12 protein-coding genes are annotated in these 14,637 nt (G+C 40.3%); 3 read left to right on the top strand and 9 right to left on the bottom strand.

What is annotated here, in order from left to right:
- The first annotated feature begins 37 nt into the window (after positions 1-37).
- On the top strand, positions 38-955 hold the full coding sequence (locus BM266_RS00945; RefSeq protein ID WP_093404717.1) for a NifU family protein: 918 nt from the start codon (positions 38-40) through the stop codon (positions 953-955).
- A gap of 7 nt (positions 956-962) precedes the next feature.
- On the opposite strand, the gene BM266_RS00940 is transcribed toward BM266_RS00945, so the two are convergent.
- Positions 963-3,227, bottom strand: a complete 2,265-nt coding sequence (locus BM266_RS00940; RefSeq protein ID WP_093404714.1) for an inorganic phosphate transporter — start codon at positions 3,225-3,227, stop codon at positions 963-965.
- A gap of 200 nt (positions 3,228-3,427) precedes the next feature.
- Between BM266_RS00940 and BM266_RS00935 the strand changes: the two genes are divergently transcribed.
- Complete coding sequence (locus BM266_RS00935; RefSeq protein ID WP_093404712.1) at positions 3,428-5,473, top strand: thioredoxin domain-containing protein; 2,046 nt, start codon at positions 3,428-3,430, stop codon at positions 5,471-5,473.
- Between the two features lie 66 nt (positions 5,474-5,539).
- Positions 5,540-6,421, top strand: coding sequence for a mechanosensitive ion channel family protein (locus BM266_RS00930; RefSeq protein WP_093404709.1), 882 nt, complete (start codon positions 5,540-5,542; stop codon positions 6,419-6,421).
- Here BM266_RS00930 and tsaB read toward each other — a convergent pair.
- The 8 genes from tsaB to BM266_RS00890 form a co-directional block, all read right to left on the bottom strand.
- Positions 6,418-7,077, bottom strand: coding sequence for a tRNA (adenosine(37)-N6)-threonylcarbamoyltransferase complex dimerization subunit type 1 TsaB (tsaB, locus tag BM266_RS00925; RefSeq protein WP_093404707.1), 660 nt, complete (start codon positions 7,075-7,077; stop codon positions 6,418-6,420). The two genes, BM266_RS00930 and tsaB, sit on opposite strands and share 4 nt — an antisense overlap.
- A gap of 54 nt (positions 7,078-7,131) precedes the next feature.
- Positions 7,132-8,385, bottom strand: a complete 1,254-nt coding sequence (locus BM266_RS00920) for an efflux RND transporter periplasmic adaptor subunit (protein ID WP_093404704.1) — start codon at positions 8,383-8,385, stop codon at positions 7,132-7,134.
- Between the two features lie 3 nt (positions 8,386-8,388).
- Complete coding sequence (locus BM266_RS00915; protein ID WP_093404702.1) at positions 8,389-9,828, bottom strand: TolC family protein; 1,440 nt, start codon at positions 9,826-9,828, stop codon at positions 8,389-8,391.
- A 62-nt stretch (positions 9,829-9,890) separates the two neighbouring features.
- Positions 9,891-11,009 (bottom strand): efflux RND transporter periplasmic adaptor subunit, encoded by a 1,119-nt coding sequence (locus BM266_RS00910; protein WP_093404699.1) that lies wholly within the window; start codon positions 11,007-11,009, stop codon positions 9,891-9,893.
- A gap of 36 nt (positions 11,010-11,045) precedes the next feature.
- Positions 11,046-12,311 (bottom strand): ABC transporter permease, encoded by a 1,266-nt coding sequence (locus BM266_RS00905; protein WP_093404697.1) that lies wholly within the window; start codon positions 12,309-12,311, stop codon positions 11,046-11,048.
- A gap of 1 nt (position 12,312) precedes the next feature.
- Positions 12,313-13,560: an ABC transporter permease gene (locus BM266_RS00900; protein ID WP_093404694.1), complete on the bottom strand. Its 1,248-nt coding sequence runs from the start codon at positions 13,558-13,560 to the stop codon at positions 12,313-12,315.
- Entirely contained in the window at positions 13,553-14,254 is a 702-nt protein-coding gene (locus BM266_RS00895; RefSeq protein WP_093404692.1) for an ABC transporter ATP-binding protein, read from the bottom strand. Before BM266_RS00895 ends, BM266_RS00900 begins: the two co-directional genes overlap by 8 nt.
- 106 nt (positions 14,255-14,360) lie before the next feature.
- Positions 14,361-14,594: a hypothetical protein gene (locus BM266_RS00890; protein ID WP_093404690.1), complete on the bottom strand. Its 234-nt coding sequence runs from the start codon at positions 14,592-14,594 to the stop codon at positions 14,361-14,363.
- Positions 14,595-14,637: the final 43 nt, after the last annotated feature.

Raw genomic sequence — 14,637 nt, 5'->3', positions numbered from 1 at the left:
CTAAGTTTTCTTTATTACTTTTGACAAAAATTTTACTATGAGCAATTTTGCTATCGACATACATCCAACAGACAAACCCGGAATCGTTAAGTTTGAAGCCAACAAGTTTCTTACCCGGCATAAAAGTTTTGAATTTCATAATATAGATGAAGCGAAAGACTCACCCTTGGCGCAGCAATTATTTTACTTGCCTTTCGTAAAAACCATTTACATCGCCCAGAATTTTATCGCGATCGAAAAATATGATATCGTGGATTGGAAGGATGTGCAGGAAGAAGTTGCTGGCCAGATCCAGGATTACCTCAATAAAGGAGGCCTTGTGGTTGAAGAAGAAACTGAGGAAAAAAAATCTATCCCGGTTACTGTTTATGCTGAAAGCACTCCAAACCCTGCGGTAATGAAATTTGTCGCCAATAAAAAACTGGTGCTTCAGGCAACCGAATTCAAGAATATTGATGATGCTAAGAATTCACAATTAGCCCAGAAACTCTTCCATTTCCCATTTGTTAAGGAGATCTTTATGGATGAGAATTATGTTTCTATTCAGAAGTATGATATTGCAGGTTGGGAAGAAATAACCATGGAGCTAAGGGAATTCATTCGTAATTTCATTCAGGATGGAAATGAAGTGATAACAAATGAAAGCCTTGGCCAGAGCAATGCAGGAACCGAAGCTGAGATAGCAAAACCTCAGCTTGATCTCGACAGCCTGGACGACACTTCACAACAAGTGGTTGCTATCCTGGATGAATACATTAAACCGGCAGTAGCCAGTGATGGAGGTAATATTCTTTTTGATTCATACAACGCCGAAAGCAAAACCGTAAAAGTAATTCTTCAGGGAGCCTGTAGTGGCTGCCCGTCTTCTACAATGACACTTAAAAGCGGTATAGAAACTATGTTACGGGATATGCTTGGTGGTAAAGTAGATTATGTAGAAGCAGTTAACGGCTAAAATTGATTTAAAATGTTCTCTTTGCCTCAATGTTGAACTCCTGAAACAGTTGTAGCAAACTCATCGTAGAGCTTATCAGGTCCTTTGTTTCAAGCAATAATCCGAAATAAAGCTTTGTATTCTTGGGACTGGTTTCAGAAGTTCGGATACGGTTGATCTGTTTCTGAATTAGCTCTGATACATAATCCAATAGTTGTTGCTTTTCGGCAAGAATCTCCTCGATATTGCTGAATTCGTGATTATCGAACGTATCTTTTATATCGTCAAACAACACCTGCATTTTTTCATCGACCTTTTTGAGATCCCTCACCTGATTAAACTTCAGGTTTTTGTGGTTGTTGTTTACATGATTATAAGAATTACGGGTGATGAAACCAATAGACTGCACCATATCCTGAAGATAATCCAGGATTAAAATATAGAATTTGCTGGCTTCTACTGAATCCTCATCCAGCGACTTGATAAAGTAGAAAATATTGCCTTTTAGTTCATCAACTTCAGATTCCAGCTTTTTAATCGCCTTGCTATTCTTCTTTAACTTACCAAGATCGTGATAGCCCAGGTTATCTACTGTTTTGGTGTACATTTTATTTACCCCACCAATTACACTAGAGATGTTTTCTGAACTTTCGGCAGTGATCTCATTGATCGTGATGATATCGGTTCTATTATAGCGTTTCCTATTTTCCTCTTCCTTGGTTTTTTTAGAATGAATCATTGTACTTCTCACCACTAAAACCACCGCAAGAATGATAAGCAATGCGAGCGCTATCATCCCGCCGAAATATATAATTGCAGCAAAAAGTGCTGCAGCACTAAAAGCAACCAGGGCTGTAACAAACCAACCTCCCACTACATTAAGAACACCTGCCACCCTATAAACCGCACTCTCCCGATCCCAGGCCCTATCTGCCAGAGAAGTACCCATAGCCACCATAAAGGTTACATAAGTCGTAGAGAGCGGAAGCTTCATGCTGGTACCAATGGAGATGAGAATACTGGCCACAACCAGGTTTACCGAAGCCCGAACCATATCAAAGGCCGGAGCATTCGCTCTTTTGCTTCTCACATGAGTAGTGGACTTTTCAAATTTAGATTCAATTTTTTTCTTTAACCTTAAAGGAAGGACTACTGAAATTGCATTTCCAAAAACCACCGAATAACGTACGATACTACGGGAAAGGAAATTAGGTTCAAAGCGCTCCGATCCATCTCCCTGCCTTGCGAGATTCACCCCGGTATCTACCACAGAGCGGGCCTTCCCGGAAAACCAGATGGTAATCACCATAACCCCCCCCGCCAGTACAAGCAGAAGTTGTGGAGTGGGAACACTTCCGGAGAGTTCAGTCATCAATAGGTCTGAAGGCATAACTCCGGTTGCCTGATACGCAGATTGCCAAATCTCAAATGATTGCCAGGCCGCAATAGGAACACCAATAAAATTTACCAGGTCATTTCCTGCAAAAGCAAGTGCCAGTGCAAAGGTTCCTACCACAATGACAACTCTTAGAATATCCATTTTCAGAATACTCATTACGAACTGGGAAAGTAGAGTGAAAATAACAAAGCTTATCCCAATAATTGTCAGGGTATTATCGTTCAGATAGACTAAAACATACTGGGGAATAAAGGAAACACCCTTTAAACCCTTCATTAGGATAAAATGAAGAATGGCCGTAAGGGAACCTCCACCAAAGAGCGCACCCACATATTTTATTTTTCTTTCAAACTGAAAAGAAAAAATTAGCCGGGATATATACTGAATTAACGCACCCACAATAAAGGCAATAATAACCGCCAGGAGTATTCCTAAGATAATTTCGGTAGCTTTCGATGTATTTATATAAGAAGTGAGCTGATTGTAATCCCCGGTATCCATGTAGATCTTTATTAGCGCCATACTAACAGCTGCACCTAAAAGCTCAAACACTATAGATACGGTTGTAGAAGTAGGCAGCCCAAGAGAGTTGAAAAAATCCAAAAGCAAAACGTCAGTGATCATAACCGCCATGAAAATGATCATGATCTCTTCAAAGTAGAACTGATCTGGCACAAAAATACCTTTTCGGGCTACTTCCATAAGACCACTGGAAAAGATAGCGCCTACCGCGACCCCAAGGCTCGCTACTATTAGAATTGTGCGCATGGAAACCGCTTTTGAACCTATCGCGGAGTTTAAAAAGTTAACAGCATCGTTACTAACTCCAACCACAAGGTCTGTAATCGCAAGTGCAAATAATGCGACCAACATTACAATATACACGTCTTCCATAGGCTCTAAATATACGCAATCTACAAAATTGATTTTTTTTTCAGGAAACTTTAGTTCTTTAAGATTATTAAAACTTCAATTAATAGAAGTTTACAATTTTAAGTACTTCCTGCAGCCTTTTTAATTTTGTATCTTTCTAACAATTGAATTAATAAAATTCAATTATCTGACTGTTACATCTATCGTAAAAAACATTCACGATGAAAAATAAAAAACCAACATACACCAACGATCTCATAAATGAAACCAGCCCATACCTGCTTCAGCATGCACATAACCCGGTAGACTGGAAACCCTGGAATGACCAAAGTCTGGAGAAGGCCAGAAAGGAAAATAAACTTTTAATAATTAGTGTGGGATATTCCGCTTGTCATTGGTGTCACGTTATGGAACACGAAAGTTTTGAAGATCCCGGAGTAGCTGAAGTGATGAATGCCGATTTTGTAAACATAAAAGTAGACCGGGAAGAACGTCCCGATATCGATCAGGTGTATATGAATGCCGTTCAGGTAATGACAGGCACCGGTGGATGGCCAATGAACATCGTGGCACTTCCGGATGGCCGTCCGGTATGGGGCGGCACCTATTTCAAAAAGGAACAATGGATGAATGCTCTCAACCAGCTTTCAGTGTTATACAAACAAAAACCTGAACAACTCCTGGAATACGCCGGAAAACTGGAAGAAGGATTACAGAAATTACAGTTCATAGAACTGCCCCAAGAGGAACAGCCTTTCTCCAGGGATTTTTATCCTGAAATTCTCAAGCAATGGAAAGCTCAATTTGATCTTGAAAACGGAGGTTTCAAGGGTGCTCCAAAATTTATGATGCCCAATAATTATGAGTTTTTACTGAGGTATGGCCTTCAGCAGCAAGACGAAGAAATACAGAAGTTCACCGAGAAAACCCTCAAAAAAATGGCTTGGGGCGGTATTTATGATCCGGTAGGAGGTGGTTTTTCCCGGTATTCTGTAGATGAACGCTGGCACGTGCCGCACTTTGAGAAAATGTTGTACGACAACGCTCAGTTGGTTAGGCTTTATAGCCAGGCATATAAAAACCATCAAAATGATCTTTTCAAAAATGTAATTGAAAAAACTTTGGAGTTTATCCAGGAAGAATTAACCGCGCCCGATTATGCGTTTTACTCGGCCTTGGATGCAGACAGCCTGAATGAAAAAGGTAAATCGGAAGAAGGCGCGTTCTACACCTGGACAAAAGCAGAGCTGAAAAACCTGCTTGAGGAGGATTTTAAACTCTTTTCGGAATATTTCAATATCAATAATTACGGAAAATGGGAAAAAGACAGGTATGTGCTCATCAGGACAAAAAAATCAGCTGATATTGCTTCAGAGTTTGAAATTTCCGAAGAACAACTTCAGGAGAAAGTCAGATCCTGGATGAAGAAACTCAAAAAACATAGAGAAGGTCGCAAAAAACCCGCCCTGGATGATAAGACCCTTACTTCCTGGAATGCCCTTATGCTTTTTGGCTATTTAGAGGCTTATACAGCTCTTAAAGATCGCAACTACCTGGACACGGCTCTGAAAAATGCGGATTTCATAAAGACCAAACAAATAGCCGGTAACGGTAGACTTTTCCATTCTTATAAAAAGGGCAAAAGTTCCATTAATGGCTACCTGGAGGATTACGCTTTTACCATAGAAGCCTTTATAAAACTTCACGAGATTACTTTTGAAGAATCCTGGTTAAGACTCGCCGATGATTTGTGTGAGATTTGCATTGAAGATTTTAGCGAGGAATCCCCGATGTTCTATTTCACTTCAAATAAGGACAGGAAACTCATTACCCGCACCCTGGAAATTATGGATAATGTGATCCCGGCTTCCAATTCGGTAATGGCTAAAAATCTTTTTAAACTCGCAGCTTTATTGGGAAAAACTGAATATAAAAACCGCGCAGAGAAAATGCTGAAAAGTGTTCAAGCACAAATTAAAACTCACCCGGGCTCCTATTCTAATTGGCTGGACCTGATGCTGAATTTCACCCACCCGTTCTTTGAAGTTGCTCTCACGGGTGAAAATGCGAAAAACCTAAATTTTGACCTTCAGGAGAAATACTTACCCAACACCCTTATCACGGGTACAACGGGCGAAAGTGAATTGCCATTGTTGCAAAATCGTTTTCAGGAAAACAATGATTATATCTATGTTTGCAGCGAAGGGAAATGTGACCTGCCACAAACATCTGTCGAAAAAACTGTGAATTTAATTAAACACTTTTAACAAAATTTAAACAGGAATTTTTCCCAAAATTTTATTTAATGTACTCTCTTTGTAAAAAAATAATTTATGGATAAATTAAACGATTGGGGCGACATCGCCAGGGAATATGCAGACAAATTTATTGATTACCTGCCTACTTTATTAGGTGCACTTGCTTTGCTAATTATTGGCCTTTGGATAATTAGCCTAATTGTTAAATATGTAGATAAACTATTTCAGAGAAAAGATTACGATAGAACATTGGAGATTTTCACCTTAAATTCCATTCGGTGGGGACTTCGAATAATTCTTTTTGTTCTGGTGATTACCCAATTGGGTGTAGAAAGCGCTTCCCTGGTAGCTGCTATTGGTGCCGCGGGTTTAGCGATTGGTCTTGCAATGCAGGGATCACTTTCCAACCTGGCTGGTGGTGTACTGCTCATAATTCTTAAGCCCTTTAAAGTTGGTGACTGGATAGAAGTACAGGGGGTTTCTGGTTCTGTGGTAGAAATCAACCTGTTTTATACCAAATTGGATACTTTTGGGAATCAACGAGCAATAATACCTAACGGTGACTTGAGTAACGATAATATTATTAACTATAGTTTCAATGGTACAAGGAGGGAAACTTTAAGCTTTGGAATATCTTATGATGATGATTTAAAAAAGGCAAAACAAGTACTTAGGGACCTTGTTGAAGAACAGGAAGATGTTCTTAAAGACCCTGCCCCACAAATTATTGTTGCGGAACTCGGAGCCGATTCGGTAAACTTTTCGGTTAGATATTTTGCTGAAAACAGTAAATTCTGGGACCTCCACTGGTATATGATCGAAGAAGGAAAACTAAGACTGGAAGAAGCCGGCATGACAATTCCTTATCCTCAACGTGATGTTTACCTGTACGACCAAACAAAAATGAACGGTACATTAGAAAAGAATCAGAATAACAATTCAAATTCAGCCAATTAACCGGCTTTAAAATCTTTCAGGTAATAAGGTTCAAAGTAAGCGACATCTACGGTGTCGCTTATTTTGTATTTCTCTATTGCAGAATTACACATCTCTTTTGCTGAAGGCAAGGTATCGGGAACAAAAATAGCATTTGGATGTTGGCAGATTGTTTGGAATTTTGCCACTCCGGAGCCTATAAATACCACTTTACCTTTTTCCAGGTATTCAGCGTAAATTTCTGCTTCCAGAATTTCGGCACGGGTCTCCCTGATCTGTTCAAATTCAGCATTAAATACTGCGGAATACACCTCCATTCTACGGGCATCAAGCAAAGGAATCACTAAAGCGTCACTATCTTTTACCTGCCGGGCCAGGGACTTTAGGGTAGAGATCGAAATAAGCGGAATTTCCAGTGAAAAACATAAACCTTTAGCAGCCGAAACCCCAATTCTCAAACCTGTATACGACCCGGGACCTTTACTAATGGCTACCGCATCCAGATCTGTAATCTTAAGGTTATTTTCCTTAAGGATCTCATCGATAAAAACGTGAAGCTTCTCGGCGTGGGAATAATTATTATTCTTATCTTCCTTAATAGCAAGCACCCCATCATTTGTAGCAATAGCCACAGAACAATTGGTGCTTGAGGTTTCTAAACAGAGGATGTTCGGCAAAATAGTAATTTTAGTAGGCAGGAAGATTATTTCCTTCGTGCGGCTGCAAAATTACTAATTTTCTTTTGAAGCTACTTTTACTTGATCACCGGCTTTTAATGATTTGGTAACAAGGGTATACGGCCCGGTAATAACCTCTTCCCCTTCCTCAAGGCCCTTAGTGATTTCGATGTGGGAACCATCCTGGATACCGGTCTCCACCACCCGAAGCTTCGCCTCATCGTTTTCTTTCACAAATACAGCTTCAAACATTTCTCCTCCGGGTTTTATCATTGAATTTCCGTTAGCTGTAGTATCGCTTTTTATCACAATCGCACTAATAGGCACCCCAATAATATTTTCGCGTTTATCGGTGATTATATCTACCGTGGCGGTCATTCCCGGACGAAACGGGGAATAATTTTCAGGTCTCCCTTCTAAAAGGTCATCGTAGGAATCTTCAAGAATCCTAACCTTAACTTTAAAATTAGTAACCTGATCGGTAGTAAGCTGGCTGTCCGCAGAATTGGAAATTTCAGTAACCAGGCCTTTAAATTCTCTGCGTAAGTATGCGTCAACTTCAACAATGGTAGAATCTCCTACCTCTACTTTTACAATATCATTTTCATTTACGTCAACTTCCACCTCCATATTAGCCAGGTTAGCGACCCTCAGGATCTCTGTACCCGCCATTTGCTGAGTTCCTACCACTCTTTCGCCCAGTTCTGCATCCAAACGGGAGATCGTTCCGCTCATAGGCGCATATATGTTTGTTCGTGAAAGGTTGTCCCGGGCTTCGGTTACGCTGGCCGCACTACTTTGCATATTATAGTAGGCTGATTCTTTTGAAGCCTGGGCCACTTCATAATTTGAAACTACCGCATCCCATTCGGCCTGGGAGATAACTCCTTTTTCAAAAAGGGTTTTGTTCCTCTTATAATCGGCTTCTGCCTGTTTTAAATTTGCCTGCGCCTGGTTGTAGTTTGCCCTCATATTCTGTAGGCCTGCTTCCATTCGTTGAAGATTGGACTGATAGATATCTGGATTTACTTTTACCAAAAGATCGCCCTTCTCCACACTCTGTCCTTCTTTGATAGGAAGTTCAATGATCTCTCCGGAAACTTCAGAAGAAAGTTTAACCTCTACCTCCGGTTGAATTTTTCCTGTTGCGGCAACAGTTTCTGTTATATCCAGGGGTTCTGTTTTAGTGATCTCCACTTCTTTTACGTTCCCGGACTCTCCAAACCAGCCGGCTCTTTTTCCGATTACCAGTACTACTATTAAAACCAGGGAAACACCAATAATGATGAAAAGCGTCTTTTTCTTCATAATTTAAAATTTAAGCTCTGTTACCGGGACCCCGAAATAAAGCTCTATGACTTTAAGTTTAAAAATATAATCGTATTTAGTTCGTACCACTTCACGCTGGGCGTTTTCATACCGCAGTTTAGACTGGCTGTAATCAAAAGCATTCGTTAATCCAACATCATAACGCTGGGTAGCATATTCATTAGCCTGTTCCTGAGCATCAGCTGCAACAAGAGCGGCTTCATAAGCTTCAAAAGCTCCCCTGGCATCTACGTAAGCCTGGTAAACATTAGCTTCAAGGTCCAGCTCTGCTTGCTCCATTTCATATTCAGCACGTTTAGCACTTACCTGAGATCTTTTAACCTGGTTACGCGTAGCGAAACCGTTAAAAATTGGAACACTTAATTGCACCCCGTAGCTAATACCATCATTTCTTTGAAGTTGTTCGAAGAAGGGCAGCGGATTGCCGATGGTAGTCATCGTATTTGGAGCGACAACAACCTCTCCTGTACTTTCCACCACTCCAATTTCACGTGTTGGATCCTGTGGATCTATAGTTACTCCGGTAATTCTTCCCATCCCAGATTCCCGGGTATTGTAATTGAAGAATGCACCAAGAGTTGGCATATAGGCTCCTTTGGCAATTTCAACATCTTTCTCGGCGAGGTCACGGTTCGCTTCAGCTATTTTTAATTCTGATCGTTCCTCTCTGGCGCGGTCAATAATATCATAAACCGAATTTTCAAGGATATCACTTCCGAAGATATCGTAATCGCGATCTACGATATCGAAATTTTCATAATCACTTATTCGTAAAAGCTGGGCCAGGTTGATCAGGGATATTTTAATATTATTTTCAGCTACTATCATTCGCTGTTTCTCATCGGCATCAGTTGCTCTTATTTCCAATAAATCGCCACGGGGCAGGGAACCTGCTTCAACAAGCTCTTGTGTGCGTTCCAGCTGTTCCAGGGTCACCTCGTTTTGCGATCTCAAAACTTCCAGGTTTTGTTTACTGAAAAGCACCTGAAGGTAAGAATCGGCCACAAACAGAGTGATATCATCTTTCATCTTATCCAGCGAATACTGGGCAGAAAGTTGAGAGATCTTGGAGCGCTGCAGTTGTTTAAAATTGCGCAAGCCATCAAAAAGATTCATACTGGCTGTGACTCCGGCTGAAAAGTTTCTGGTAGTCTGTGTTTGAAGAATTCCGGTAGTAACATTCTGCGTTAAACCGGTATTCCAGGAATTAGTAGCAGAGGCGTTAACATTCGGCAGAAAATTTCCTATGGCATCGAGCCGTTCAATTTCAGAAATTTCCAGGTTAAGCTCAGACTGCTGAATGGAGATATTATTTTCAAGAGCATAATTCACACACTCTTGAAGTGTCCATTTATCGCCTTCCTGGGCAGTTGCAAATAAAGCAGAAATTAAAAATAGAGTTAGTAAGCTGTATTTTTTCATAATCGGTATTGTAGTTGATAAGTCTGTGAAATTCTAAACTTGTTACATTTTCAAATAAAAATCTAACTTCCGGCAAATTCCGGACTTGGTTTTACTTTGTTCCAAACCTTAATTTTATCATCTTTAGAAATGCCATTTTTCACTTCTACCTGAATTCCATCACTAATTCCCAATTCCAAATCTCTTCTTTCAAATTCCTGGTCTCCGGTTTCTATTTCCACAAAAGGCTCTTGAGTTTTTGGATCAAACTGAACAAGCGCTTCCTTAATTGCCAGAACCTCGTCTGCCCGGTCTAAAATAATAGATGCATTTGCGCTTAACCCGGCACGAATAAAAGTAGTGTCGGCTTTATCTAAGGTGCCTTTTATTTCAAACTGAATCGCTCCATTTTCATCTACTCCTTTCGGCGCGATATAATCTAAAATTGCATTAAAGGTTTTATTCTCTATTGCACCAACCGTTACTTCCAAGGGTAGATCTTCCTTTATTTTCCCTACTTCACTTTCGTCAACTTTTCCTTCAAAGATCATTTCGTTTACATCGGCTAAAGTTGCTAGAGTGGTTCCATCGTTAAAATTGTTGCTTTCAATTACCTGGTTTCCTACCCGCACCGGCACGTCTAAAACCATCCCATCTACGGTAGATCGAATAAGCGTATTAGCTGCACTTCCAATTCCGCTGGTGGTCCCGGTTTGAACTATTTCGAAATTTTGTTCCGCCGAACGGTAGTTCTGCTGCATCCTTTTGAAGTTTGCTTCAGCATTGTCAAAATCGTTTTGAGAGATCACTCCTTTTTCAAATAAGGCCTTTTGCCTCTTAAAGGTTTTTTCTTCATTTTCTAAATTGATCCTGGCCGTAGCTACAGCATCCTTAGCGCTTTGTAATGAATTGACATTTGGAATTACCCGAATTTTAGCGATAAGATCTCCCGCCTCAACTCTTTCTCCCGCTTCTATATATATTTCATCAATAATTCCGGAAATATTCGGTTTTATGAGCACTTCTTCCTTCGGAACAATATTTCCCGTCGCCACCGTTTTCTTGATGATGGTTTCTACGGAAGCCTGCTCGGTTTCATAAATCGTAGGATCTTCCTGATTTTTCTGAAACAAATAGTATAAGGCGCCTACAAAAACTACGACGATCAATACTAAAATTGAGATGGTTACTGTTTTTTTCATTTTTTGATTGTATTTATCTTCTTTACTTTTCTCTCGTTATTCGGTTCTAAGGGCATCAACGGGTTTGATTTTAATCGCATTCTGTGCAGGAATTAGTCCCGCCAATAAGCCTGAACACACTAAAATGGCCAACGCGGTAATCACTACCCCTAAATCTACACTCGGATTGGAAAACATCATTTCTGAAGTATCCATTCCGCTTAAAGCATAATTAATTGCTGCAATTATTCCTGTGGCGAAAATAATCCCGGCCATTCCGGAAATAATGGTAAGGAAAATAGCCTCCATTAAAATTTGCCCTCTAATAGACCAGGGCGTAGCACCAAGGGCACGCCTTACACCAATTTCATTAGTTCTTTCTTTTACCACGATTAGCATAATATTACTGATGCCAATTATACCAGAGAGCAACACCAAAATCCCCACAAAATAGGCTACTGCTTTTAGCGCAACGAACAAACCATTAATCTTGTTGTATTCTTCGTATAAATCAAAATTACCCACAGCTCTATCATCCTCCGGATGTATGGAGTGCCTGCTTTTTATAAGATCCAGAATCCTTGATTTTAAACTGGTAATAGAATTTTCATCCTGGGCGGTTATTGCCATCCAACCAACCCTATCTCCCATATTGAAAGCCTGGGAGAACGCGGTGAATGGAACATAAATTTCTTTCTGAGCTTCTTCTGAGTTTCCTCCGCCGCCACCTTTTTTCTTATAGGTGCCGATCACCATAAAATTGACACCATTGATTTTGAGATAAGTTCCAATAACTTCCTCTCCTTTATCATAAAGTTCCCTTCTTACACCCTCACCAATTATGGCAACCTTCCTTTTTTGTTCTATATCCAGGTAGTTAATAAACCTCCCGGAAGTTACATCCATTGGTTCTTGCTGAATGATCTCTGGATAATCCCCATAAACATTAAAAGCACCGGTTTGCAACCCGCGAACCACATTATTATTTCCGCCGAAGCCACCTAACTGGTTTCTGGGAGAGATAAACCGAAGTCCCGGGACATTCTCCCGAAGGGCTTCTACATCGCCCGTCTTAAAACTATAACGTCTCCCTTTTGGTAAGCCTTTATAGGGTTTAGATGGAGTTTGTGTCCACATAAACATCGTATTGGTAGCAATGCCACTAAAACCCTGCTTTACACCATTTTCGAGGCCTTTCCCCGCAGCGAGTAAAATAACCAGGATAAAAATCCCCCACATTACCCCAAAAGCAGTAAGTATGGTTCTAAACCAATTAGCTGTTAATGCTTCAATTATTTCGCTCCATTTATCCCTGCTAAACATACTATTCGTCTCTTAGTGCTTCAATAGGTTTAATTCTCGCAGCTCTCCAGGCAGGAAAAAACCCGGCAATTGCGCCGGCAATTACCAGTATAAAAACGGTGGTAAGCGCCACATTAAAATTAACTGCAGGATTCGAGATATACTGAGTTTCTATAAGAGGGCCTACAAATTCCAATAGCATCAAACTCGCAATCAAGCCAATAAAACCGGCAATTGCGGTCACAAAGATAGATTCGTGCAAAACCATCCCCACTATAGACAGCGGTTCTGCTCCAAGAGCTTTTCGTATTCCTATTTCCCGGGTTCTTTCTTTTACGATAATGAGCATAATATTACTTACACCAACAACGCCGGCGATAATGGTACAAATACCAACTCCCCAGAAGAAGAATTTTATCATATCCATAAGATCGTAGAAGCGTTTGGCATTTTCCAGAGAGTTATTAATGCTAACCGCGCTTTCATCCTCGGGAGCTATGGTATGTGTTTCCTTAAGTTGATTCTCAATTTCGGTTGAAAAATAATTGGAAGCGGCAAGCGCAGCTTCAAAATTATCTTCGGGCTCTAAGGTAAAAGCCATATTTGCAATATTGTTGGCACCGCCAAATACCCGTTGTGCAGTAGAAAGCGGCATAAAAACCAGGCTTTCTTCCCTTTCTCCACCGGGATCAGTAAAAACACCTATCACTTTAAAATTAATTCCGGATATCTGCACGTACTCACCAAGAGGGTCTTTTCCATCTTTAAAAAGGTCATCCCGAACTTTTTTCCCAATCGCAACGACTTTCTCAAAATTCTCGTGATCTTTATAATTTACAAAGCGTCCCTCAACCATCCCGCTGTTTTCCAGAAACTGATAATCAGGATAAACGCCTTCTACACGATAAGAACCTGATTCTTTCCCGAAATTTACTATTCCGTTCCAGATTCGGAAAATAGAAGATTTGTATTCTAAGTCATCCTGATGTTTTAAAGCGGTGTAATTAAAGTCCTCATTTTTCATCTGAATTCTTCTGCCCGGGTTTAGGCCTTTATATTCCTTTGAGGTAACGCCGGTATAAACGTAAATGATGTTAGCAGCATCCCTTTGGAATTCCTGTGAAATACCGTTCCGCATTCCTTCACCAATCCCCAGAAGAATTACTAAAATAAAAATCCCTGAAGCCACAGATAGCCCGGTTAAAAACGTCCGTAGTTTGTTTTTACGAATCGTATCAAAGATCTCTTCCCAACGTTCTAACTCAAACATTTTCCTGCGCTCTAACCTGATTAACCTGGGTATCCTGAATTATCCTGCCGTCTTTTAAGTTAACGATCCTCTTCGTCATTGCAGCAATATCGGGTTCGTGGGTTACTACAAGTATGGTTCGGCCTTCATCGTTTATCTCCTGAATTAGATTCATAACATCATAAGATGTTTTTGAATCTAAAGCTCCGGTAGGCTCATCGGCTAGAAGGACCTTTGGATCGCTGGCAAGAGCTCTCGCAATAGCAACCCTTTGTTTTTGCCCTCCGGAAAGTTCGTTAGGTAAGTGTCCCGCCCAATCGGCCAGGCCAACTTTTTCCAGGTAACTCATTGCCTTATCTATGCGTTCCCCGCGTTTAATTCCCTGGTAATACAGCGGAAGCGCTACATTATCCAAAGCATTTTTATAAGAAATAAGGTTAAAAGATTGAAAAACAAACCCAAGGAATTTATTGCGGTAGCGGGCAGCTATTTTTTCATTAAGATTTTTAATTACAACGCCATCAAGAGTATAAGAACCTTCATCAGCCTCGTCGAGCATCCCAAGAATATTCAGTAGGGTAGATTTCCCAGAACCTGAAGATCCCATAATAGAAACGAGTTCACCTTCGGCAACGTTAAAATTAATTCCTTTTAAAACGTGCAGTGAATTACTGCCCACTTTATAGGACTTATGAAGATCTCTGATTTCTATCATTGCAGTGCATTTACAAGTTGCTAACTTTTTGTTGAAAAGTGTCACTCATAAGACTCCACGATAGAGAAAAAGTTACATTTTATTTAAGAAATTATTTTGAAGTGGTTTAAGCTTCTTCAGACTTTTTAGCTTGTTTCCGGGAGCGGTAAATAAAATAGCCTATTCCCCCAATAAGAAGATAGGGGAACATCATTAGGTAGAGTATTCCGTTGTTTATTCCCTTAGCCATGCTTTGGTCTCCCTCGCTTTCCAGAACAGCTCTACACATGGCGCATTGCGCTTCAGCAGCGATTGGAAGAAGTAAGAGCAGAAGTAATATGAATAAAAATCTGGTTTTCATTTTCTATAATTAAAGCACAAATTTAAAAATTTAGTCACTCTCA

Origin of the sequence: Salegentibacter flavus, from assembly GCF_900115145.1 — a bacterium.
Taxonomy (GTDB): domain Bacteria; phylum Bacteroidota; class Bacteroidia; order Flavobacteriales; family Flavobacteriaceae; genus Salegentibacter; species Salegentibacter flavus.
The sequence above is the reverse complement of the archived record's forward strand: the minus strand, read 5'-3'. Positions and strand labels throughout refer to the sequence as shown.